This window comes from Vibrio sp. 10N.261.51.C6 (assembly GCF_041471785.1).
Classification (GTDB): Bacteria; Pseudomonadota; Gammaproteobacteria; order Enterobacterales; family Vibrionaceae; genus Vibrio; species Vibrio crassostreae_C.
In genome coordinates, this window is record NZ_JBFRPB010000037.1 from 34,449 (window position 1) to 58,548 (window position 24,100).

A 24,100-nucleotide genomic window follows, 5' to 3' on the forward strand; every position below is an offset into this window, starting at 1 on the left:
CGCTAAAAATCATAAAGAGTTAGAAATATTATTAAGGTTTTTAAAGTTGCGTATTGAAGCAATTCCATCTTCAACATGAGCAGCCCAAGCTTGTTGGTATTGCTTTGTATCCAGTTCAGGGTAATACATCTTTAAAACTAACTCAGTCACATCACTGGTTTCACCTAGCCATGTAAACTTATCCAATACTAATGAGCCATCGAGTTTCGCTTCGATGAAGTTGTACCTAAAATCACTCTCTACAGAGCGAAAAAAAGCAATACGCGCAGATACGTTTGGAGTAACCCCTGTATAGCCTTTTAGCTTCTTCAGCTGTTCTTCTGTAGTGCGGGTCAAGTTCATGCGATTAGGTAGCATTATACAGCCTCCTTGGTAGGCTCTTTCCAGAAGTAACCTTGTTTCAGTGATGAAGACTTGGTTGCACCATCAAAGCAGATTTCGTAAGTGCGAGCGATATCATCTTGAATCATACTGGTATAGTTCTTATCAATCTCCGTATCAGTCGACAATATAACCACTTGGTGACTTGCTGTAGGGAAGTAGTTTTCTACTAGCTTATCTCTGTGGTGCGAATCCAATCGGCCAAGCGGCGTATCGATAATAATTGGCAATTTACGGCCTGATGTTTTACCTAGCGCTTCAAGGATAGAAATAGCGTAAATTTGCTTTTCACCAGCTGACATCGCTTTACGATTGATCTTAATACCGTGCTCGTCGATTAACTCAACATCAAATGTTACTGGATTAATCGTAGCTGAGATTTTTAAATCTTCTTTTCGTGCAAGATTTTTATATGATGCCACAAATTCGGATTCAAGTTGTTTTACGCGAGCTTTAGTTAACTGCTCTGAAAACCTATCTAGAAGTAGCATTGCATTTTGGGCATTTGCGACGCTACTGTCTTTATTTGCCTGATCTCTATTTTTGTCATGAAGCTTTTGAATTTGTCTCGCTGTTTCAAGCGCTAGTCGAAGCTCTCGTTTCGCATTTTCTAATAAGTCATGGTACTTAATAATCAGTTTTTCTTTCTTTTTATCAAGCTCACGTACATCAGAAAATAGTCCTTGGACCTGCTCTTGCTCTGGAGCACGTGCAATGTTGTTGGATGCATTATCAATGTCATCTTCAACTTGTTTTAAGCGAGTTCTAGCTTCATCAAACCGGCGGAGTGACTCTGAGGATTGCTGGTTTACTTGGTAGTCTATGGTGGCGGCCTGACGGTCAGATATATCAAGCAACAGACTTTGCTGAGAAATATCACCTAAATGGTCTGCGAGGCTATCTGTGATGGCTTCCATTGCAGCTGGAGCCGACCCACTTAGGTTGAAGGATAGTTTAGCTCGTAGTGTCTCAAGGAATGAATCTAGTTCTTGGCCAAAGTTTTGTTTTTGTTTGATGCTCTGTTCTTGCTTGATCTTCTCAAGTAATGAAAACATTGTATTTGGAGCAAGTGAAAACGGTAAGCTAGTTTCCATTTCCATACGGATCTGTTTTTCTAACTCGACTTTCTCTTTTAGTAACTCATCAACTTTTAGTGTTTCGGCTTCACGGGTTTTCGCCCATGCGCCACCACTTTGTGAAAGTTTGTTCTCTAAGTTGAGAATGTCATTTGATGTGAGCTCTATTTGAGCGTCAACAATATCCGCTTCTCCACGTAGCCTTTCTGAATTACGCTCATGTTCGATACGCTTGGTATCGAGCGAATCCATTTCTTCGCGGATTGATTGAGTAAGCGTTGAGGAGCCTTGTTTCTTTAGGTAAATACTTAAATCACTCTTAAGCTTCCCAATAACATCTAGCCCTAGTAGGCGACGAACTGCCGTCTTTAAAACCTTCCCTGATTCATCTTCAGCCAAATCAGCGATTTTTTCACCATCAAAGAAGAAAAGATCAGCGATGCCAGTTGGGATTAATTCGTTTAAGAAACCTTGGCATTGTTCGTAATTGAGCTCGGGAATGGGAAGGCCATCTTTTTCGAGGGACAAATTGTCCTTCTTGTCTTTTTTCCAACCACGAATAACTTTGTATGTGTTTTCTTCACCGTTTTGGCTGTATTTAAATTCCAGTTCAATAGATGCATTGTCTTGAACACCACCGTGCCCAACACCCTTATGGATCAAATCACCTAAAGCTTCAATATACTCGCCATTCGACATCAATTGGCCAAACGATTGACGACCAAAAAGAGCCAAACGAACGGCAGTAAGAATTGATGTTTTACCTGCACCGTTTAAGCCACCGAATAAAATGATCGGGCGTTCGGTGCCTTCAATAGCGCCGTTTAAACTAAGACGAGCAGGCGCCGGACGTAAATCTATTTCGTGGTATCCACGAAATACTCTGAAGTTGTTTAACGTTAATTTAGTAATCAGCATGACTTCAATTAAAACTCTTTTAGTAGCTGCTTATCGATATCAATCAATTGTTGATTGTAACGGTCAATTTCTTGCTGGTGAATATCAAACTCTGCCTTGCTTTGTAGTGAGGCATGCTTTTGTTTGATCTCTTCAAGGCTTCCCCAGTCTTGTTTCAGTAGTGAAGCAATCTTATTGTTGATTCCGCTACGTCGACTTAGACCTTCCATTGAGACTTCAAGCTCAATTAGCTTCATTATCATTTCAGGTGCAATATCGAAATCTTCACTGAGCTCGTTGATAATTAAGGCATCATCTTTACCAAAACTTGCATTGTCGTCATAAACCCAATCCAGATCGTAGCCGTAAACCTCATTGAAAATAGTCGGTAGGGAGTCATCCCAGTCAGGCTCGTTTGGATCGTGGATCCATTCTTGGCGAATAGCATGTAACTCTGGAACTGTTATAAGCTCAATTTCACGACCTTCAGATTTGTATTTCTTATCGAGCTCCAACAATTCACGCAACCATTGGCGACGATATTTTAGCCAGTAAGGGCCGGGAATAAATCGGATTAAATGCCAAGCAAGCTCTGTAGGGTTCGGGTGTGCAGGGGTGCTTTTAATTAACTGATAGGAGTAGTGCTCAAGCAAGTGACCGTCTTGATACAGTCGAACCTGGGTTCCATCATCAGAAATTTCAAGGTGTTGGCCTTCGACAAGAGTAATGCTACTTTTAACATCCTCAAGAGTTTTTAGCTCGTTACCTTTGTATGATGCTTGGTTTGTCACTTTCCCGGTACGACGCTTAAAGTTTCGGTATTCATCCTTATTTTTTGGAATCCCCGTTTCAGCGAGCATATCTCTGAATTCTAATAAAGGTGACATCCAAGATTCACCGTTTTGAATCAAACTTTCCATAGCGCGGTCTTTAGTTACCACGGTACATGTCCAGCATCCAAAACGAGAATTACCACAAGACGGGGTGGTTTCGTCAATAACCATTGGGCATTCCCCCTGGCCTGAAGAGTCTTTATAAAGATTCCAAAGAACTAAGTTTTTACCTCCCCAAGGGTTTTCCCACTCAAGATCGTACCGATTGCTCCAGATGTTTTTGATGCCATAAGGTGTTTTTTCGGTTGTTAGATGGCAGAGTCTTAATATTTTCCAAACGTCATCAACACCCCAAGTATCGATGGGTGTAAAGATAAACGCATTGGAAAGAGTTGTATGGCGAGCCAGACGAGAGCCGTCAATTTTATGCTTTGCAATTACTTGAGCACGAGAAGCACTTTCATCACTACGCGAACCTAAAACCACAATAACTTCATCAAACTGAGATACTTTAGATTTGATGAAATCACTGACAGGGTTTATTTTCATTCGCTCTGTACACCAGCGGAAAGAACGTGTGGGTGCAGGGTAACCTTTGCCTAATAGACTAGACCAAAAGGTTTGAGAATCTTCAGGGACAACTTTGTGACAAGTGATCGGCAGGTTATCTCGCTTGGCCCCTTTGCTAATAGCGTCTAAAGAATTGTTAATATGATTAACAACCACAGGGGTTTCGACAAGCGTATCGGAGGTCACAACAAAAACAGGTTTTGAGCGTTCTTCCTCTTTAAGGCCAAGTAGTGCCATATAGATCAAGGTCATTATTGCAGATGAGTCTTTACCTCCGCTGTAACCAATCACCCACGGTCTTTTATCTGCACAATAAACACGTTGTACGTCAGCAATATAGTGACTGAGTTTATTGTTTGCGAAATCTTCAGTGTTGATAAATTCTTGATATTCTTCGGCGAGATCTTCCGCCAATTGTAGCTCGTGTATCATGATAACTGCTTCTCTAGAGCTTTTTCTTCTGGGGTCAGTGGTAACCCAAGTTCAATTTTTAGTGCGTTGGCAGTTAGCTGAATATTCATTGTCGACTTACTCAGTTTGCCATGGTTCATACTGCGTTTTATCCATTCAGGATTGGTCTTTAGCCAGTCTACGTCAGCTAGTTTTTGTAATTTCTTTTTCCAATCTTTAGGCTCTTGGCACAGAAGGTGTTTTCCTAATACGCCAATTGCATGTAAACCAACACCGTGTGCATGCAAGTACTCTTGACGAAGTTGTGCTGGTGAAATTTCTTTATCGATAACTAGTTGCCAATCTTTGATGTACCGTGTCACTTCTTCCCAAAATTCCGCAGCTAATTTTTTTTCTTCTTCGGTAAAGCCGTCTTTTGGTCCTTTGCTTAAAAGTGCTCTAGTCGATTGCTTAATGCTACTTAAGGTAAAAAGCTTATTCGATTTAGGACTGATGTTGGATTTTTCCATTTCGGTTAGACCAACAAATGGCTTTATATTTTTTGCCAATTCCCTTGCTAGTTCTGAACTTTCATCACGATGATCGTACAACGTGCCCAACGATGGGCTTGGTTTAACCGCATATTTATTTAAGTCCGCGAACATTTGTTGGCTGCGGCCCAAACCTTCATCAATGAAAAACAAAACAGGGATATTGTCTTGGCCTAAATCAGGGTTTTCTCGAAGTGCTTCTTCAATCGCTTTGCGTCGGTGTTGCCCATCATTAATCAAAATTTGAGCATCCATAGGGATCTTAAGTGTTCCTAGATTTGGTGCTCCATCATGATCATCGAACGATATATCAACACCTACCGATGCGGTCAAAGCGGAGAAGACGTATTCTTTGGGATTGTCTAACAAGTATTTGACCATCTCAGGAATACGAGTTTTATTTAGGGTTCTTTGAGCTCTCAGCTCTGGTGGAACGTCATCTTCGTTGTAGCTGAAAATTTTAGGGATAATCCTAAGAGGGCAAGTTGCAATATAGAAGGGGCGTCCTGCTTGAATACCTCTGACGGCAGGGAAAGAGTAACAGTAGCCTGAATCCTGATTTAGCATATTAGCCTCTATGTATGTCATTTTAATATGACATACATATTAGTCGGTATGTTATTTTTTGACAAACTAAAGTTTGAGTTTGTTATGTTAGGGCTGGTTTTGTGCGATAAATAACATGAGTATGCCAAAATTAGCGTTGTATTTTACAGCGATGTAATTGAGATTTCCATGTTTTACCTAATTTTTATGAAGGTTTCTTCGTTACCAGATTGAAGCCTTTAATGTGCTTCTTGTGCTTACCCAGCAGCGCTTCAAACTCCGCTCTGTTCATTTGCGCTTCTTTATTGGAATCATAATCCATTAGCAACGCTAAACGCTGGTCAAAACTTTTCTGTTTTTTATACTTCTTATCGTCAGTTTGCATGTATAAGTGTTTGTTGAGTAGTGGCGGCCTACGCTGTTCATTTACGTAATCGAAGAAGTCGATGTCTTGCTCTGCCATCTTGATTTTTATGCGCTCAGTTAAAAAGGGCACCGACTTTTCAAAGGCATCATAAGCGGCTAGGGTGAGTTTTCCTGATGTGATGTGAATCTTTATGAGGTCAATTTCGTCACCTAGTTCGCCATACATTTGCAACCCTGAACCTACGTATACTCGTAGCAGTAGTGGTAAATCATCGATAAGGTCTCGATGTAGGATCAGTGAGTGCCCTTCGTTTAGCAGGCTTGCTGGTAGTTGACCGTGTGCTTTCTCGCATTGCTGATGAATTAAGTCGGTATCGGCAATCGCAAACAGTAATTCCGCAGCCAGGTTGATTGCGGTTTTGTAATCATCAAACAAGGCTTTGATGTCGCGCTTAAGGGGTTCTGGTTGCAGCGTATAGGGTTTTCTTTTTTCAAACAGTCCCATAGCAAAGTAGAGGAGAAGATCTTCTTTTCGGCTCTTTTCTGCTTGTTTAAATTCGTTGGTATCAAACATCTCTTGCAGTAAGTTAAAGGTTTTTCTGTGTGAGCCTATTAACTCAAGAATTTTGTCAGATTGTTCAAATTCATCATTGGCAGGAATACGCCCTAGTTCTAAGCAGGTGTTCCAAAAGTCATTAAACAAGTCTTGATGTTGAGTAATAAGCAGTTTGGCTTTGTCTTTGGCTTCAATAGGCTCTGGTGACGTCAGTTGCTGCCATTTATGGTGGCGTTTGTATTTACTCTGAAGGTACTGTTGTTCTTCCAATTTGTCTTTGAATATATAGAAAATACCAGGCGCGACGGTAATGGCGTCTTCCTGTAGGTTTCTCTCTATGTACGCTTTGATCTCTGATTGCGCGTAGTATTTTTGGAAGGTGTTACGAGAGGTAATCACCCCATCCTTATAAGGTTTGAACTGAGCAATGTAGTTTTCGTTAGCCAGCATGACAGAAACCACCAGAAATTTATCTGCTAGCTCCCATGCGCCTAGTAGGGCATCGAGTCTTTCATCTTGATCTTCTATTACGTTAAGAACAAACCCTATGTTTACGATATCAGAATTGGATTTGTCGTTGTCGGGTTGAAAGTTCGGATCCCAACCCAGAGCGTCGAGGCCATGTGCTTCGAGCTCTCTTAAATCGTCTCCGCGGCCGCAGCCGTAATCGAAAATTGAGTGCTCGCCTTTTAAGTAACCATGTTTGACGAGAGTCTTCATTGGTGCAGAGAGTTCATGGCGCACGATGGCCGTTCTGTGCCTATCAATCCCAGCCTCTTCTTGCGTTGTCACAGAGGAGCATCGGAATAATCGACCATCGACAAGCTCGTAACCATGGCGTGCTATTAGGTTTTCCCAAGAACGTTTAAAACCAATCAAACGGCTGTTTTCGTACAGGCCTGCATTCTCGCCTTCTTGTGTGAGTGAAACGAAGTGTTCGTAATATTCACTTGTTGGCAAAACCATGGTTTCTTTTCGATGTAAGATCGGCGGGTTTTCAGATTCGCGATAGCCTGTAATTTTGTGGCTTAGCTTAGAGAGGTCGACATTGAGGCTTTGTTCTAATGCGGGATAGGAATCAGTATAAAAATCAGGGTAATGAAGAAGAGATAAACGGAACTCTTTTTTAAACAGCTTAACGAGGTTCCAGTCTTCTTCATCTAAGTTAACGGCTTTTGCTACGGCGGGAATGAACTGTGTTAATACTTTAGGCAATGCGCTGAATGCGTCTTTATGAAGGTAAATCGCATTGGGCAGTTGTTTGCCCATGTTAACCTCAGCCACTAATTTAGAGAATTGATTCACATCCATGTTAGTTGCTCTTTTTAATGTTTATTAGTTTAAAATACCGAATAGATGCTGTGTGCATTTGAGACATGTCAGTTGATGAGTTGTGAGTTCATGGCGAATTCTTCCAAGAATTGAAGATTCTTAACTATAGTGTTTAGTAATGTCTTTTCAATACCCCCTAAGGCACAACTATGTTGCTTCTATCACTTTTCTTCATCACGGTCATTGGTTTTCTAGCCCAAACTACCGGGCTTTGTATGGTGCGAGGAGTGAAAGAAGCGACAAGCGGAAAACCAGTATTTTTAATCTCAATTCTTTTAAGTGGGTCGTCTGTTTGGTTAGCAATAGCTATCGCATATTTTCTGGAGCAGCCTATTCGCTTGAATAGTAACTTTCCCACGATATTGACGGCTCTTGGAGGGTTTATTTTTGGTTTAGGTGCGGCATTCAATGGCGGGTGCGGAGTATCGACCATTAGTCGTTTTGCCCGAGGTCAGGTCATGATGGTAGCAACAATTCTAGGTTGGCTGGTGTCATGGCTTTTATTCGTTGATCTCTTTACTGATAGAGCAGGGAAGGCATATTTAATCTCCCCCGTTTTGCACATAATGATACTAATTGGTTTATCAGTAATACTACTTGTTGTTGCTTCAAAAAGTGATACTAAAACTCGTAAGCTTTGGTTGTCTATGCTGGGGATCGGTGTCATGGCAGGGCTAGTATTTATTTATGAACCTCATTGGACTCCCAGTGGGTTGTTAAAATCTGTCGGGCTATCTGTATGGAATGGAAATGGAGCTGCTTGGCCAAGATCTGAAAGGTTCTACTTATTCTTTTTTCTTGTGCTTGGCATGGCCATAGCGGCTTTTGTAACGAAATCATTTAGGTTTGAATTTGTGTCATTGATTCAGCTAACTAAGCATTTCTTTTCAGGAACATTAATGGGATTGGGAGCAGTTATGGCCGGCGGCGGAAATGATTCACAGTTACTAGTCGCATTACCTGCGCTATCCGCTGCTGGTCTTGTGGCTACATTGAGTATTGTTATTGGTATTTTTATAGGATTGAAGTTTCAACGCAAATAGGTATCTTATTTTTGTCAGCCTTTTGGTCTTAGCGAGGTTTAATACAATACTTGATAGCTACAATTACAAGTGACTATTTAGTAGAAAAATTCTTTTGACTTTCAAGGTTCATGGGAACTTATCCTTCTTACATTGAGTCCGGTGATTAGTTTTTACTGAAGTAACACCAGAAGTAACATCTTTAAACTCTATTTTTATAATATTCATTCTAATCAAGTTGATAGGTTGGATAGTAGAGTCCAGTAGCGGCACCAAATTCGTTCTTTCTGAACAAGCAAAAAGCCCACCTAGCGTGGGCTTTTTTGTGTCTGCGTTTCTGGAAAGTACCTTAAATAGCATCATTCTTGTCTGCCTCCCCGTTGAATAATTATTGGATGGGCTAAGTGACTCATATCTCTCAAACTCGATTTGTGACCGCGTGGTGACCAATCAAGACACATTATTATATCTTTTAGGAATTGATGTGTGATTAGATATAACTTAAAGGAATTTATAGATAAAAAATCAGCGGAAGAGGGACGGAAGATCTCTGGAGCTCAAATTGCTGCCGAAATAGGTATTCAGCGTTCGGCCATGGCGAAAATGATCCGAGATGAAGGGTACACTACAACCACAAAAACTCTTGATGCCTTGTGTCAGTACTTTGATTGTGATGTGTCTGATTTAATTATGTTCGAACGTGAGAGTGACGTATAACCATAGGGGTGGCTATGCTCATGTTATGTTTTGCTCATAGTGCTTTATGTAATGCAAACTTAGGGAACTTATTAACAAAAGTCAGAAGATAAGCCCCAAAAATTATTCAATTTTAGGCTTCATCAGTAACCATACTTCCTCATCCTCCTCTTAGAAACCACTGTTACTCATTGAAATTGATTGAGAATATCGGATGATCTTTGTCTACTAATGGATGTAATTAACAATTTAGCTAATGTGTAGTTGACGTGATGGCCGTTCAAAAAATAAGGTATAGTTTATTCGTATTGATGAATATTCTCATTTTTGAGTACAAATTCACGTTGGTAAGCTAGGTATGGAACTCACTCCGGTATTAAAAGAATTACAAGCTTTTGTGTATGCAGAACATGAAGCTAGCATGGAAAACCTTCTAGAAATTTGGAAGAAACCTTTAGAAGAAAAACTATTAAAAGGCGAAACTCAACGAATAGAGTCAGTAAGGTGTTCCGGGTCTAATCATCTGGAAGTCGTATTAGGTGATAACGAATCACGCTTTAGAGAAGGCGACATGATTTGTTTGCATCTTGGCGACCCAAGTAACCATAAGGTATTTGACCAAGTAGCTATTGAAGCTGAAAACGATGGAGAGTGGTTGCTCAAAGTCAAAGTAGATCAAAGCTTACTTCCACAACTAAGTGAAGGCTGTTATGCCGACCCTGCAGGCATGGACTTAAAACCGTTTTATGACAAAGCTTTGGTTGATGTAGCAACATCTAAAGTCGGCAGAGACGTATTGCTACCTATGCTTTCCGGACATTTGAATACGGAAACGATTTATGACGAAGACTTTGATGACGCTGCGGATTATGCCGAATCTCGAGGATTAAATGAAAAGCAGAGTGAAGCTGTTGGGCTTGGTGTCGGTTCTAAATACTTAGCGTGTATTCAAGGTCCTCCCGGAACGGGTAAAACAAAAGTTATTAGTATTATCGCCAAGCTTCTTGTAGAGGCAGGGCAGAGAGTTTTCATGACTTCTCATACCCACATGGCGATCAATAATGCACTCAATAAAATTGTAGAGGAAGGGGTTCCTGTTGCAAAAATTTGTGCGAGTGGCGGTAAGAAATCACTGAGTGATAAGGTTCAGCATTTTGAATACGCATCAAAATGGGAAGATATACCGGACACTGGGTATGTGATTGGTGCGACACCTTTTGCTACCTGTAGTGAGCGACTTGAAAGCTTTACATTCGACACCATTATTTTTGACGAAGCCAGCCAAATTACCGTTCCATTGGCGTTAATGGCAATGAGAAAAGGGTGTCGATTTGTATTCGTTGGGGATCATAAGCAGCTTCCTCCTGTGATACTTTCTCAATCCGTTCTTGAGGACAGTTCGGCTTTCTCTAAGATGATTCTTGGCAATGAAAAGGTTTCGGTATTGTTAAGCCAAACTTATCGGATGTCTCCAGCCTTAACTGAATGGCCTAGTAACTGTTATTACAAGGGCGAATTAGAATCGAAAAGACCACCAACGCTGTCATCATTTTCTCTACCTAAAAAACCTCACAAGTATTCTGAGGTCCTCTCTAGCAATCGGCCTTCTGTATTCATAAAAACTCCAGGGGTCAATGCCCGAAGTGTAAATAGAAAAGAAGCGGCGTTAGTGGCCGATTTGATAACCGCGGCTGTTGAAGCGGGTCTATCTGCTGAAGAGATAGGTGTCGTTACACCGTTTCGGGGTCATGCCAAAGCTCTAAAGTCTTGCCTTCAGGATAAGTTAGGGATATTTGGATCAAAATTAGTGGTAACGGATACTGTGGAAAGGATGCAAGGCCAAGAGCGGGAAATGATTATAGTTTCATTCTGCTCCTCAGATCCGCAATACATTAGCGCTATCGCTGAATTCTTTTTCCAAGCGGAACGTCTCAATGTCGCCATTACTAGACCCCAGACTAAGTTGGTGATTGTAGGTCCCGAAATCCCAGAAGGCATGCTGCAACAGGTGGATGATCCTAAGGTGCGACAAAACATTGAAGATTATAAATCTCTGGTTCGTCACTGTTATAAGGTGGAAGTAGATTAATGGCACATATAGATACGATTACAGGCTTAGACCGCAAGCATCGACGTCATTGCAAAAAGGTATTCAATAAACTCAATGACGAATTTTTTATTCGTGAGTCATTATTAGAGTCTCTACAAGTTGCTCCTTGTATTATTGAGGGGCCTTGCAATAGTTGGGTGTTTGTTGGAGTCCATTCAGAGAAACCAGATAGTATTAGTCTTTCTAAATTGTTGAAGTTTAATGACTCGATGTTGACGTTAGGTTTAAAGCCTATTCAGTATCTAGCTGTCGTCGATAATATGATTGTGGAAGAAGAAAGTACTTTCCCAATTGACGGTTCTCTCCAAGTTGATAGTTCTTTCTCTGATTATGTACAAATAATTGAGAACAAAACGTTTATTGAGCGTGGTGAAAAACTAATCCACGCCGCACTAACCGAGTTCACAATCGACTCACATTCACGAATCAAGCGCACGTTTTTTCCGGAGTCGGTTATTCCCGCACAGTGTAGTACTCGTCGAGGAAAAACCTCCGTAGACAATACCGCAAAGCTGCTCCCATTTTTTTTAGATTACGATCAAGAATTGGCTACTAGGCTAGATATGGTTGAGTCTGTCGATTCTGAAGAAGAAGGTCAGGAAGACATTTCAGTAAGGTTGATAAATGGGGTCGCTGGGAGTGGGAAAACTCTGATTTTAATTAATCGTGCAGTTTTGTATTGTAAAAAATACCCGGAAAAAAAGGTCCTTCTTGCGATACACAATAAGCCAGTGACGGAAGATATTAAGTACAGGTTCGAAACCTGGCTTAAAGGTAAACCTGATAACCTTGAAATTACCACCTTTCACTCGTTTGCGCTAAAGCAGTACAGTAAAAGCCATCAGCGTGTTAAGCCAGTATTTGGCGATGCGAATATGAAAGAAGAAAAGAAGACCGTTTTAAGTGATAAAAATGAAGCTTACACGCAACTATCGTTAACAGATGAGCAGATTTGGTCCGAACTAGAGTACATCAATGACTATTTAATTAAAGACAAAGAAGAGTACTTGGAATTCGATCGACAGGGTCGTGGGTTTGCACTACAAAAAAGTCAGCGAGAACATATTTGGCAGCTATATGTTGATTTTTCTGCTCGGTTGTCGTCGGTTAAGAAATACCTACCGAGTTTGTATATTAAGGAAGTTGCGTTATCAGACAAGCCTCTTGAACAGTTTGATCACATACTGCTTGATGAGGCTCAATTCTTCGCGCCATCTTGGTTACAGTTAATTAAACGCTCATTGACGCCGGGGGGACAATTATTTATTTGTGCTGATCCCAACCAAGGTTTCTTAAAAAGCCGTTTAAGCTGGAAGAGCGTAGGTTTGAATGTTCGAGGGCGCACTAAGCGTTTGAATCATTCTTACAGAACGACTTATGAAATAATGGTCGCTGCGAACGCTCTGCTCGATGATCTCGAAGGAAGCCCTGAAGATTACGTGAAGCCTGACTATGAAAAAATGGCAAGAGGACACAAACCCCAAATTATATATTCTCGAAATGCTCAAGATGAGAAAAAGAGGTTCCTGAACGAACTCGCAGCCCTGGTGCTGTCGGGAACAGTCGCTCTTCATCAGATCATGGTTTTATGTAGCCCAGAGTATAATCCATGGTCGCTAAAGCAAGACATTGAAAAACGTATTGGTTCAAACAAGGTCATTAACTACAACAACTCCAAAGAGTTAGCGGATAACGTAGGCAGCAAAATTAGGCTACTTAATATCAATAGTTGTACGGGTATGGAGTCTGGTACGGTGTTCGTTCTTGGTTGTGGTCAAATAATTAACCAGCCTAAGAATCTAGAGTTGAGTGATTCGGAAAGAGAAGAAGTATTGCAAGAATCAATGCGTAAACTTTATGTAGCAATGACTAGAGCTGGGCAAAAGTTAGTGGTTTTCAGTACTGAAGAGTTTCCAATTAGCGTTGAAAAACATATTGAAATTACGGGAGAAGTTACCCAAATTTAGTTGCTATTTATTTATCATAAGTAACTCTTAATCAATGCAAAAAGTCGCATTTACGATACAATACCACGCAATAAATCTTGGCTCTGCTGTTAAGAGCCAAGTCCTACATTATTCGAGTAATTAACAACATGGCAAAAGCACCCGCTAACAAGAAACCCGCCTCAAAAGCTAAGCCTACGTCAAAAGCTAAAAAAGCGACCAAAGGCTTTGAAGAGACCCTTTGGGATACAGCTAATCAGCTGCGTGGCAGTGTTGAGTCATCTGAATACAAACACGTGGTATTAAGCCTTGTGTTCTTAAAGTTCATCAGCGACAAGTTTGAAGCACGCCGTCAGAAGATGATAGACGACGGGCAAGACGCTTTTGTTGAGATGAAAGAGTTCTACCAACAAGACAACATCTTCTTTTTACCAGAAGATGCGCGTTGGTCATTTGTTAAAGCGCGCGCTAAGCAAGATGATATCGCTATCATCATCGATACCGCTTTATCGACTATCGAAAAAAACAACCCTAGCTTAAAAGACGCCCTGCCAGACAACTACTTCTCGCGCCAAGGTTTGGAAGTGAAAAAGCTCGCGTCACTTATCGACAGCATTGAAAACATCGATACGTTAGCTAACGAATGTGACATGAGCGAAGAAGACTTAGTCGGTCGTGTTTACGAATACTTCCTAGGTAAGTTTGCAGCAACCGAAGGCAAAGGTGGTGGCGAATTCTATACGCCTAAGTCAGTGGTAACACTGTTAGCTGAAATGCTAGAACCTTTCCAAGGAAAGATCTACGATCCGGCTTGTGGCTCGGGCGGTATGTTTGTTCAGTCTTTAAAGTTCATTAAAGAGCACGAAGGGCGCACCAAAGACATCGCTATCTATGGCCAAGAGCTGACCTCGACCACTTATAAACTGGCGAAGATGAACTTAGCCATTCGTGGTTTATCGGGCAATTTGGGTGAGCGTGCAGCCGATACCTTTTTTGCTGACCAGCATAAAGACTTGAAAGCCGATTACATCATGGCGAACCCGCCGTTTAACCTTAAAGGTTGGCGTAATGAAGCCGAGCTAACCGACGATGCGCGCTTTGCTGGCTATCGTACACCGCCAACAGGTAATGCCAACTACGGTTGGATTTTGCACATGCTCTCGAAGCTAAGTGAAACAGGCACGGCAGGTTTTGTATTAGCGAACGGCTCAATGAGTTCAACCACGTCCGGCGAAGGTGAGATCCGACAGCAGCTAATCGAGAATGACCGTGTTGAATGTATGATTGCTCTGCCGGGGCAACTGTTCTTCACGACGCAAATCCCAGTGTGTATTTGGTTTATCACTAAAGACAAAACCGAGAACACCACTAAAGGTTTCCGTAACCGTCAAAAAGAGACTTTGTTTATTGATGCTCGTGAAATGGGCACCATGATTAGCCGCACCAACAAAGAGTTGACTAAAGACGATATTGCGCTGATTGCTGACACTTACCATGCATGGCGCTGTGACGAAGCAGAACTTAAAGCGCGTATTGAGCGTGGCGACGGCAAAGTCGAGAAGTATGAAGACCAAGCAGGCTTTAGCAAATCAGCGACCATTACTGATATCAAGGCTAATGACTTTGTACTGACTCCGGGCCGCTATGTAGGTGCAGCTGACGTGGAAGATGATGGCATTCCGTTTGAAACCAAAATGAGTGAGCTTTCACAAACCCTATATAGCCAAATGAATCAATCTCAAGAGTTGGATAAAGTGATTCGCCGTAATTTGGAGGCGTTGGGTTATGGGGAATGAATGGATAAATACTGAGCTAGGTGATGTCATTGAGCTGAAACGTGGATATGACCTTCCTAAAACAAAGCGGATAAATGGAAGTGTACCTGTTGTTTCATCTTCTGGGCATTCCGGTTTACATAATGAAGTGAAAATAAAATCACCGGGTGTTGTAACTGGTCGATATGGCACGATTGGGCAGGTGTTTTATATAGAAGAAGATTTTTGGCCTCTAAATACAACGCTTTATGTAAAAGATTTTAAGGGGAATGATCCATTATTTATCTATTACTATTTGAAAACCGTATCTTATAAAGACTATACGGACAAAGGTGCTGTGCCCGGGGTAAATAGGAATGACCTTCACAGAGCTAAGGTATCTGTTCCAAAGTGCCCTAAATATCAGAATAAGTTAGCTACTCATTTACGAGATCTAGATAAAAAAATCACCCTCAACAACCAAATCAACCAAACCCTAGAGCAAATGGCACAAGCAATCTTCAAGTCATGGTTTGTCGACTTCGACCCTGTAAAGGCCAAAATGAATGGTGAACAACCAAAAGGGATGGATGTGACTACTGCCTCGCTTTTCCCAGAAAAGCTAGTTGAGTCTGAGTTAGGTTTGATCCCTGAAGGGTGGGAAGCAAGCTCTATGGGAGAGCACTTCAATGTCACTATGGGGCAGTCTCCAAAAGGCGAAACTTACAACGAAGATGGTGAAGGAATCGCATTTTTCCAAGGCCGAAGAGACTTCGGTTTTCGATACCCTGATGTTCGTGTCTTTACAACAGACCCTAAGAGATATGCAAAAGCAGGAGACACTTTAATTAGCGTTCGTGCCCCCGTAGGTGATAAGAATATGGCTGCTATTGATTGCTGTATTGGTCGTGGTGTTGGGGCAATCAAGCATAAGAGTGATTCTCGTTCATTCACGTATGCGTTTGTAAGTCATATCGAAAAGAAACTGGGTGATAGCGGTTCTTCTGGAACAGTCTTTAGTTCAATAAACCAGAAGGAATTGAAGAAAGTTTCGTTTGTTGCTCCTCCTCAAGAGCTAGTCGAAGCTTTCCATAATCTTGTTGATCCAATTGACCAAAAAGTTGAGGTTCTATCAAAAGAAATAGATAGCTTATCGCAACTCCGTGACACGCTTCTTCCTAAATTGCTTTCCGGCGAAATCGATTTAGAGAACCTGTCAGTAGAACAAGCTAAGGCGCTGGCAGAGTAACCTTTCGTCATTCCAGAAAGTGAGGAACGAACTTATCAGGAATCTCGTTTTTGACGGTGGTGAAAAGCGAGATCTCAGATACCTCGCGCCTCGGTTCTGAGATAACGAAGGTGGGAATTAGATGAATCCGAAATAGAACAAAGCAAAGCGTAGGTGGAACCATAATATAATGAACGCAACTAATACTCGTGAAATCGACATTTCTGAATTGACGACACTGTGTGAAACAAGCACTTTGCAAAAAGGCATCTTGCTTTCACGCAGTGGTGCAGTACGCAAGCTTAACCTTGTTGGCAACACCGCGACCGCACAGGTCAAAGGCAGCCTCAATTATCAAGTGAGCCTCGATTTCACTGGCGATCTGGTTGGCACTTGTACTTGCCCTGCGGCGCAATATCAAATGTTGTGCAAGCACGGCGTGGCGGTTGCCCTTTGCCTACAAGACCAAGAACAAGCTTTAAACCAAAGTAGTGAACGAGATACCATAAAAAATCACCTGCAAAGCCTTGGTGAAGAGGCAATGGTAGAGATGCTACTCGAATACCTAGAAGAAGATGAGTACACATGGAATGCACTGCTGACAAAAATTGAAATACGCGAAAAGCCAGCCGTATATGGCGAGCTGAAAAAGTTGGTTACCCAAGCCTTACCGCGAGAACAGCTCTGGGATTGGCGAGAAAGCCATGATTATTTCAACTCAGCAGAAATTCAATTGAACATGATCATTGAATCAATGCAAAGCCTTAACGCCGATCATCAATGGAAATTAATAAACTACCTTGTTGAACGGTTGAATAAGGTGCTAGAGCAAATTGATGACTCCAATGGCGATCGTTATGGCATTGAAAGCATGATTAACGAACACATGCCAAAGACGCTGGCAAAGCTTAATTGGAGTGAGCAAGAGAAAGCGCAGTGGATGTTTGAGCGTTTGACCCATTACGAATTTGACGTATTTCCTTCGATTGAAGAGAGTTTTGGAGCGATTTGGCAATCTAACACCCACTTTCTAACCTTATGCCGCCAAGCGATAGATCAAGCATCGCAAGATGAGAGTAGCTGGAACTTACGCTCATGGGCAGTTCCGTTAATGAAACACAGCTCCGATTGGCGTGAAGTGGCGGAAATTAAACAAAAAATAGCACGAACGTGTCGAGATTATCTTGAAGTTGTTGATATGTTCATTGATGAGCAAGAGCCGTTAGAAGCTGAGTTTTGGTTAGCTAAGGCGAAAAAAATGGCGAGTGATTATGAACTTCGTGCGTGCGAACAAGCTCAATTCCGTCTTTATGTTGAACTAGGTGAAATCCATTCTGCATGGGTATTAGCTAACCGTTTGTTAGAACAATCACCAAGCTTTCAATATTATCAACAGTTAGCGAAGTTTAAAGCCAATTACCAAATTGATGATGTTGAATTTTTCTCCCACACTGAACTGCTACTTGCCAATGCCTATCAACAACCAGACCGCTATAATCAAGCTTCTGATCGTACGGATGCCTTGGTTCTGTTCTATATCGATAACCAGCAATTAGACAAAGCGTGCGAATGGGTTGCCGAACATAAAATATCAATACAAGGACTTATTTCGCTTGCCGATCATATTGTGGATGATAAACCTGAAAATACGCTGGATTATTATCTGCGAGCAGTCTCATCTTATATCGAACAGACCAATAATACGGCTTACGATCAAGCTTTAGAGTTACTTCGACGTTTAGAGAATATGCTGAAATCGCATCCTACTCAATTGGCGACATTTTATAGTCAGGTGGCGCAACTCGCTACCACGTACAAGCGTAAGCGTAATATGTTCGCTTTAATTCAGAAATATTATTCAAAATATATCTGATTCTGCGGAGGTGACAAGATCTGCGGTGTTGAGAAAATGGAACAAAGCCCGAAACCGAGTTACTACAAAACAAATTTAAATAACTCAATTTAGAAAACAACAAACAACGTCAAACAGCAGTAGGAAAAGGCGATGAGCTTAAAATTTACTGAAGCCAAACTCGAACAGGCCATTATTGAGCTATTGGGTGAGCAAGGCTACCCACACGTAGTGGGTGAACAAATAGCGCGTGAAGACAAAGAACAAGTACTCATCTTAGATGACTTACGCCGCTACCTTGCCAAGCAGTACCGAGGCGATGCTATAACCGAGAGCGAAATTGACACCATTGTTCGTATGATATCAACGTTGCCTGCCAGTGATTTATACCATAGCAATAAAACCTTCTGCCAATGGCTAACCAATGGCTTTCTGTTTAAGCGTGAAGATCGCTCAAAGAAAGACCTCTATATTGAGTTAATCGACACAAGACATTTGGCACAAGCCTTACGCTTGATGTTTGTCCCGTTGCTAGAGAATAAATCTAAATCAGATAATACTGATAGAGAAGTTGCAGAGGGTAATGTTAGTTACTTAGAAACATATCGCCTAGACCCGACTGATACCAATATCTATAAAATCGTTAACCAGCTAGAGATTGAAGGTGTCGATGAACAAGTTCGAATCCCTGATGGCATCCTTTATGTGAACGGCTTACCGCTGGTGGTGTTTGAATTCAAAAGTGCCGTGCGAGAGAAAGACGCGACCACCTTTGATGCATGGAAGCAAATTTGCGTTCGTTATCGCCGTGATATTCCCAAGCTGTTCGTCTACAACGCGATGTGCATCATCAGCGATGGCGTGAACAACAAAATGGGCAACCTGTTTGCGCCGTATGAGTTTTTTTACGCGTGGCGCAAAGTAACGGGCAACGAGTCTACCGAAAAAGAGGGTATTAATTCCCTCTACACCATGATTGCCGGGTTGTTTAACCAAACTCGATTACTTGATGTAGTGAAGAACTTTGTCTTCTTCCCTGATACCTCTAAGAAAGAGATAAAAGTCTGTTGTCGTTACCCGCAGTACTACGCAGCGCGTAAGCTTTACTACAACATCGACAAAGAACGTAAGCCATACGGTAGTGGTAAAGGCGGTACTTACTTTGGTGCAACAGGGTGTGGTAAGAGCTTTACCATGCAGTTTCTATCTCGCCTATTGATGAAAAGCATCGATTTTGAAAGCCCGACCATTGTACTTATTACCGACCGCAACGATCTCGATGACCAGCTTTCTAAACAGTTCTGTAATGCCTCTGATTACATTGGTGATGAGATGGTGGTGCCAGTTAAAAGCCGTCAAGATTTAAGAGATAAGCTACAAGGCATCAAGAGTGGTGGTGTGTTCCTGACTACCATTCATAAGTTCACCGAAGACATCGAATTGCTTTCAGAGCGTACAAACATCATCTGTATTTCTGATGAAGCGCACCGTTCACAGGTCAACCTCGATAAGAAAGTGGTGATCAAATATCAAGATGGTGTAGCCGTCGATGTGAAAGAGACATACGGCTTTGCTAAGTATCTACACGACTCTCTGCCAAGCGCGACTTACGTTGGCTTCACCGGAACGCCGATCGATGCCACCCTTGATGTATTCGGTGATGCAGTAGACAGCTACACCATGACAGAATCTGTTAATGATGAAATTACGGTTCGTATTGTTTATGAAGGCCGAGCCGCTAAAGTCATTCTTGATAACAGCAAGCTTGAAGAGGTCGAGAAATACTACCAAGCGTGCGCAGAAGCGGGCACCAATGAACATCAGATAGAAGAGAGCAAGAAAGCTTCTGCCAATATGAACGCGATCCTTGGTGACCCTGATCGTATTGAAGCTTTGGCGAAAGACTTTGTTGAACATTATGAAGGGCGAGTTAAAGAAGGTTCTACGATAAAGGGCAAGGCGATGTTTGTCTGTGTGAGTCGTGAAATCGCGTTTGATTTCTATAAGCAAGTCAAAATCTTAAGGCCAGAATGGTTTGAGGAAAAGCTATCAATTGATGGTGTCGAGCTGACGGATAAAGAGAAAGAAGAGTTAAAGCCACTTGCGATGGTGCAAATGGTGATGACGCGCGGTAAAGACGATGACCCTGATCAGTACAGCCTGCTAGGGACAAAGGAATATCGAAAATCGCTCGACCAGCAGTTTAAGAGTCCTAAGTCGAATTTCAAAATAGCCATTGTAGTCGACATGTGGCTAACAGGTTTTGACGTTCCTGAACTGGATACTATCTACATCGATAAGCCGTTGCAGAAACACAACCTGATTCAAACTATCTCACGTGTTAACCGTAAGTTTGAAGGCAAGGCGAAAGGGCTGGTTGTCGATTACATTGGTATCAAGTCACGTATGAATCAAGCCTTAGCGATGTATTCAAAGGCTGATGAGACTAACTTTGAAGATATTCGCTTTTCCGTTATTGAGGTGAAGAACCATCTCGATCTGTTAAGGCAGATGTTCCACAAGTTCGATACGTCAGGTTATTACACAGGAGAGCCGTGTAAGCAGCTAGAGTGCCTTAATCAGTCGGCAGAATACATCCTTCAAACCAAGAAAGGTGAAACCCGATTCATGGCTTTAGTCGGCCGTATGAAGGCGGCTTATGATGTTTGCTGTGGTAGTGAATTGTTATCTCAGCAAGAGCGCGACCAAATTCACTTTTATATCGCAGTGCGCTCTATCATCTTTAAGCTAACCAAAGGTGATGCACCAGATACGGCACAAATGAATAAGCGCGTTCGCGAGTTAGTGGCAGAAGCACTTCGTGCCGATGGAGTAGAAGAGATCTTTACGATTGGTGATGAGCACGCCGAAGCTATCGATATTTTTGACGAAGATTACCTAGCTCGTATCAACAAGATTAAGCTGCCAAACACCAAGATTCAGTTGCTTCAAAAGCTGTTAGAGAAGGCGATAAGTGATTTTAAAAAGGTCAACCAGCTGCAAGGCATGAACTTCTCTAAGCGCTTCCAATCGCTGGTGGAGCAGTATAACGAACGCCGTGAAAATGATGTGTTGAATGGCGAGGAGTTCGATACCTTCTCTCAAGAAATGACCGACATTATCTTTGATATCGTGAAAGAAATGGGCTCGTTTGAAGACCTAGGTATCGACCTAGAAGAGAAAGCGTTCCTCGATATCTTGAACCACATGCGCAAGAAGTACGATTTCACTTACGACGATGACAAGATGCTCGAACTGGCGAAGGAGATGAAAACCACAGTAGACAATGTCGCCCAATATCCAGACTGGGCAGGGCGCGATGATATCAAAGCCAAGTTGAAAGTGGATTTAATCTTACTGCTACACAAATACGGCTTCCCACCAGTTGCCAATGATGATGTTTACAAAGGCGTGCTAGAGCAGGCTGAGAATTATAAGAAGAATGTGTAGTCGCTTTAAATTTGATGACATTTGATTTTATCAATGAGTATTTCAGCTAAAACAATCACTTTAGCTGAAATACTCGAATAGAGATCTAACCTCGAATGATCATTTGCTCGCGCTCTGGACCTACCGATACCATCACGATTGGCACACCCATCAGCTCTTCGATACGAGTAACGTAATCTTGTGCTGCTTGAGGAAGGCTCTCAAACGTGCGGCAACCCGTGATATCTTCGTCCCAACCTGCCATATCTTCATATACAGGTTTTAGCTCAGCCGTTTGTGGCCAAATCGGGTTCTCTGTGTGCTCACCAGAGTAAGCAGTACAGATCTTAAGTTCAGACAAACCAGACAGGCAATCAATCTTAGTCAGTGCGATTTCCGTTGCAGCTTGCAGGTCAACACCGTTGCGAGTTGCCACTGCATCAAAGTAACCCATATCACGTGGGCGACCCGTGGTTGCACCGTATTCGTTAGAGCTTTCGCGGAAGCTGTCTTGTTCTTCCATTGCAGTTACTAGCGTGCCAGTACCAACAGACGAGCTGAATGATTTAGCAACAGCGATAACACGTTCAGGACGAAGTGCAGGTAAACCGCTACCAATGCCAGCATAAGCTGCGGTTACATTCGAAGATGTTGTCCAAGGGTATTCACCGTAGACAAGGTCGCGACCTGCGCCTAACTGAGCTTCAAACAGTAGGTTTGCGTCTTGTGATTGCAGCGCTTTAAGCGGCTCAGTTACGTTGCAGATGAACGGGCGCCACGCTTTAGTTACTTCAAGTAGCCATTCTGTCATTTCAGAAGCAGTCTGGGAGAAGTCACATTGAGGGTAGAGCGCTTTAAGCTGAGGCATCTTCCAATCAAGTAGGAATTGAATACGCTGCTCTAAAATTTCAGGTTGATTCAGCCAACCGACAAGAATGCCTTTCTTCATTACACGATCGCCGTACGCTGGTGCAATGCCTTGACGTGTAGAGCCGTAAGCGCTATCGCCCAAACGCTCTTCTTCAAGCGTATCTTCAAGAGCATGTAAAGGGAGACACAGTGTCGCACGATCTGAGATCGCCATTTTCACTTTGATGCCAGCCTCTTGAACTTCTGCAATCTCTTCAGTTAGCGCAGCAGGGCTGATCACCATGCCTGGGCCCAGAACCGCCGTACAATTAGGATTAAAAATACCACTAGGTAGTTGGTGCAGTTTGAATGTACCGAAGTCATTTACCACAGTATGACCTGCATTGTTTCCGCCTTGGAAACGAATGCTAGCAGAAGCTTGGTCTGCTAAAAAATCGACGATGCGGCCTTTGCCTTCATCACCCCAGTTTGCGCCCACAACAACGATAGATGGCATAATTTTTCTCCTAACTGATTGAGGAATCATGTTAGGCCTACAAGGTGGATAAGAGAAATTAATTATCTTTATTATCTTGATAAGGATTTCATATATCCTTAAAGTCTTAAGCTACAAACGAGATTCCCTATCACGTTCGTTCCTCACTGTAGGGAATGACGATGGGGCATTCTTTACTTTTAGGGAATGATATTAGTGACACGAGAGAGAGGACATGATGCTCGATATTAATTTGTTGAAGACGTTTGTGACGCTTGCGGAGTACAAGCATTTTGGGAAAGCGGCCAATGCACTGCACATGACACAACCCAATGTGAGTTTGCACCTAAAACAACTGGAACAACAAACACGCATAAAGTTGATAGAGAGAAGCCCTTTTCAATTGACTCAAGCGGGTGAACGGCTATTGGAAACAAGCCAAAGAACGCTACTCGAACTGCAGATTTGTCAGGCCGATCTCAATGCCATTAACGACCTTAAAATAGGGACGTTAACCATTGCCGTAAGTGACATCATTTCTCGATTTTTGCTAATTCGTCCGTTCCAGAAGTTCAAAGCGCAGTATCCCGGTATTGACCTTACGCTCTTGAATACCACGTCATCTCAGGCATCGAATTTAGTTAAAAATGCTCAAGCGGATATTGGTTTTGTTATCGCCAAAGAGCAGCACAACGAGTCTTTGTATTTCACTAAGCTGCAAGAGCTTTCTTGGTGTGCGCTTGGCGATGGGTTTGATATCCGAGACTCTGATGCAGAGCTCACTTTGATTCTACTAGGTCATGATACGAGAACGCGTGACTTTATTGATGAAGGTTTACCAAGCCTTAATCTACCTAATTATAGGGTGATGGAAGTAGGGAGTGTCGATGCTCAAATCGACTGGGCAGAAGCGGGATTTGGTGTGGCTATTGTCCCGGAGTTTGCGGTATCAACCAAGCAGCACCTGCATTCGAAAGTGACACCATTGACCAACTTCTCGAGCACCAGTCTTGGTTATATTGTTCGGCAGAACCAAGTCTTGTCGAAAGCAACCAAGCAGCTGTTAGGTTGGGTGAATGATGAGATTATTTCATTGCAAAACAAATAAATACAATCATTGAGTTTGACTCAATCAGCCCACCTCGAGTGGGCTTTTTTGTCCCTGGAAAGCCTCGTTTTTACTGAATCAATAATCTTTGGAACAAACTAGCGCTCACCAT

Annotated in this window: 15 protein-coding genes; 9 read left to right on the forward strand and 6 right to left on the reverse strand. The window is 42.3% G+C overall.

Annotation, left to right across the window (positions count from 1 at the left end):
- Window positions 1-9: 9 nt before the first annotated feature.
- From dndE to AB4375_RS10295, 5 genes are all read right to left on the reverse strand, one after another.
- The gene (gene dndE / locus AB4375_RS10275) at window positions 10-357 is read right to left on the reverse strand and encodes a DNA sulfur modification protein DndE (protein WP_372051516.1); all 348 of its coding nucleotides are present in this window, start codon (window positions 355-357) and stop codon (window positions 10-12) included.
- Window positions 357-2,375 carry a DNA sulfur modification protein DndD gene (gene dndD / locus AB4375_RS10280; protein WP_372051518.1) on the reverse strand — a complete coding sequence of 673 codons (2,019 nt, stop codon included), beginning with the start codon at window positions 2,373-2,375 and terminating at the stop codon, window positions 357-359. The genes dndE and dndD overlap by 1 nt, the downstream gene beginning before the upstream one ends.
- An 8-nt stretch (window positions 2,376-2,383) precedes the next feature.
- A complete protein-coding gene (locus tag AB4375_RS10285) occupies window positions 2,384-4,189 on the reverse strand; it encodes a DNA phosphorothioation system sulfurtransferase DndC (RefSeq protein ID WP_132940241.1) in 1,806 nt (601 codons plus the stop codon).
- Entirely contained in the window at window positions 4,186-5,265 is a 1,080-nt protein-coding gene (dndB, locus tag AB4375_RS10290; protein WP_017104390.1) for a DNA sulfur modification protein DndB, read from the reverse strand. Before dndB ends, AB4375_RS10285 begins: the two co-directional genes overlap by 4 nt.
- Before the next feature lie 184 nt (window positions 5,266-5,449).
- Entirely contained in the window at window positions 5,450-7,477 is a 2,028-nt protein-coding gene (locus AB4375_RS10295; RefSeq protein WP_372051519.1) for a DNA phosphorothioation-associated putative methyltransferase, read from the reverse strand.
- Between the two features lie 170 nt (window positions 7,478-7,647).
- On the opposite strand from AB4375_RS10295, the gene AB4375_RS10300 reads away from it, so the two are divergent.
- From AB4375_RS10300 to AB4375_RS10335, 8 genes are all read left to right on the forward strand, one after another.
- The gene (locus AB4375_RS10300; protein ID WP_372051521.1) at window positions 7,648-8,541 is read left to right on the forward strand and encodes a YeeE/YedE thiosulfate transporter family protein; all 894 of its coding nucleotides are present in this window, start codon (window positions 7,648-7,650) and stop codon (window positions 8,539-8,541) included.
- Between the two features lie 465 nt (window positions 8,542-9,006).
- Window positions 9,007-9,237, forward strand: coding sequence for a helix-turn-helix domain-containing protein (locus AB4375_RS10305; protein ID WP_372051523.1), 231 nt, complete (start codon window positions 9,007-9,009; stop codon window positions 9,235-9,237).
- Between the two features lie 337 nt (window positions 9,238-9,574).
- Window positions 9,575-11,305, forward strand: coding sequence for an AAA domain-containing protein (locus tag AB4375_RS10310; RefSeq protein WP_371721605.1), 1,731 nt, complete (start codon window positions 9,575-9,577; stop codon window positions 11,303-11,305).
- Entirely contained in the window at window positions 11,305-13,293 is a 1,989-nt protein-coding gene (locus tag AB4375_RS10315) for a UvrD-helicase domain-containing protein (protein ID WP_017068299.1), read from the forward strand. The genes AB4375_RS10310 and AB4375_RS10315 overlap by 1 nt, the downstream gene beginning before the upstream one ends.
- A gap of 128 nt (window positions 13,294-13,421) precedes the next feature.
- Entirely contained in the window at window positions 13,422-15,068 is a 1,647-nt protein-coding gene (locus AB4375_RS10320) for an N-6 DNA methylase (RefSeq protein WP_372051524.1), read from the forward strand.
- Window positions 15,058-16,275 carry a restriction endonuclease subunit S gene (locus tag AB4375_RS10325; protein WP_372051525.1) on the forward strand — a complete coding sequence of 406 codons (1,218 nt, stop codon included), beginning with the start codon at window positions 15,058-15,060 and terminating at the stop codon, window positions 16,273-16,275. Before AB4375_RS10320 ends, AB4375_RS10325 begins: the two co-directional genes overlap by 11 nt.
- 169 nt (window positions 16,276-16,444) lie before the next feature.
- Window positions 16,445-18,127, forward strand: coding sequence for an SWIM zinc finger domain-containing protein (locus AB4375_RS10330; RefSeq protein ID WP_372051527.1), 1,683 nt, complete (start codon window positions 16,445-16,447; stop codon window positions 18,125-18,127).
- A gap of 132 nt (window positions 18,128-18,259) precedes the next feature.
- On the forward strand, window positions 18,260-21,556 hold the full coding sequence (locus AB4375_RS10335; RefSeq protein ID WP_372051528.1) for a type I restriction endonuclease subunit R: 3,297 nt from the start codon (window positions 18,260-18,262) through the stop codon (window positions 21,554-21,556).
- Between the two features lie 85 nt (window positions 21,557-21,641).
- On the opposite strand, the gene AB4375_RS10340 is transcribed toward AB4375_RS10335, so the two are convergent.
- A complete protein-coding gene (locus AB4375_RS10340) occupies window positions 21,642-22,901 on the reverse strand; it encodes an adenylosuccinate synthase (protein ID WP_372051529.1) in 1,260 nt (419 codons plus the stop codon).
- 214 nt (window positions 22,902-23,115) lie between these two features.
- Here AB4375_RS10340 and AB4375_RS10345 point away from each other — a divergent pair, with 214 nt between their 5' ends.
- Window positions 23,116-23,988 (forward strand): LysR family transcriptional regulator, encoded by an 873-nt coding sequence (locus AB4375_RS10345; RefSeq protein ID WP_017059183.1) that lies wholly within the window; start codon window positions 23,116-23,118, stop codon window positions 23,986-23,988.
- Window positions 23,989-24,100: the final 112 nt, after the last annotated feature.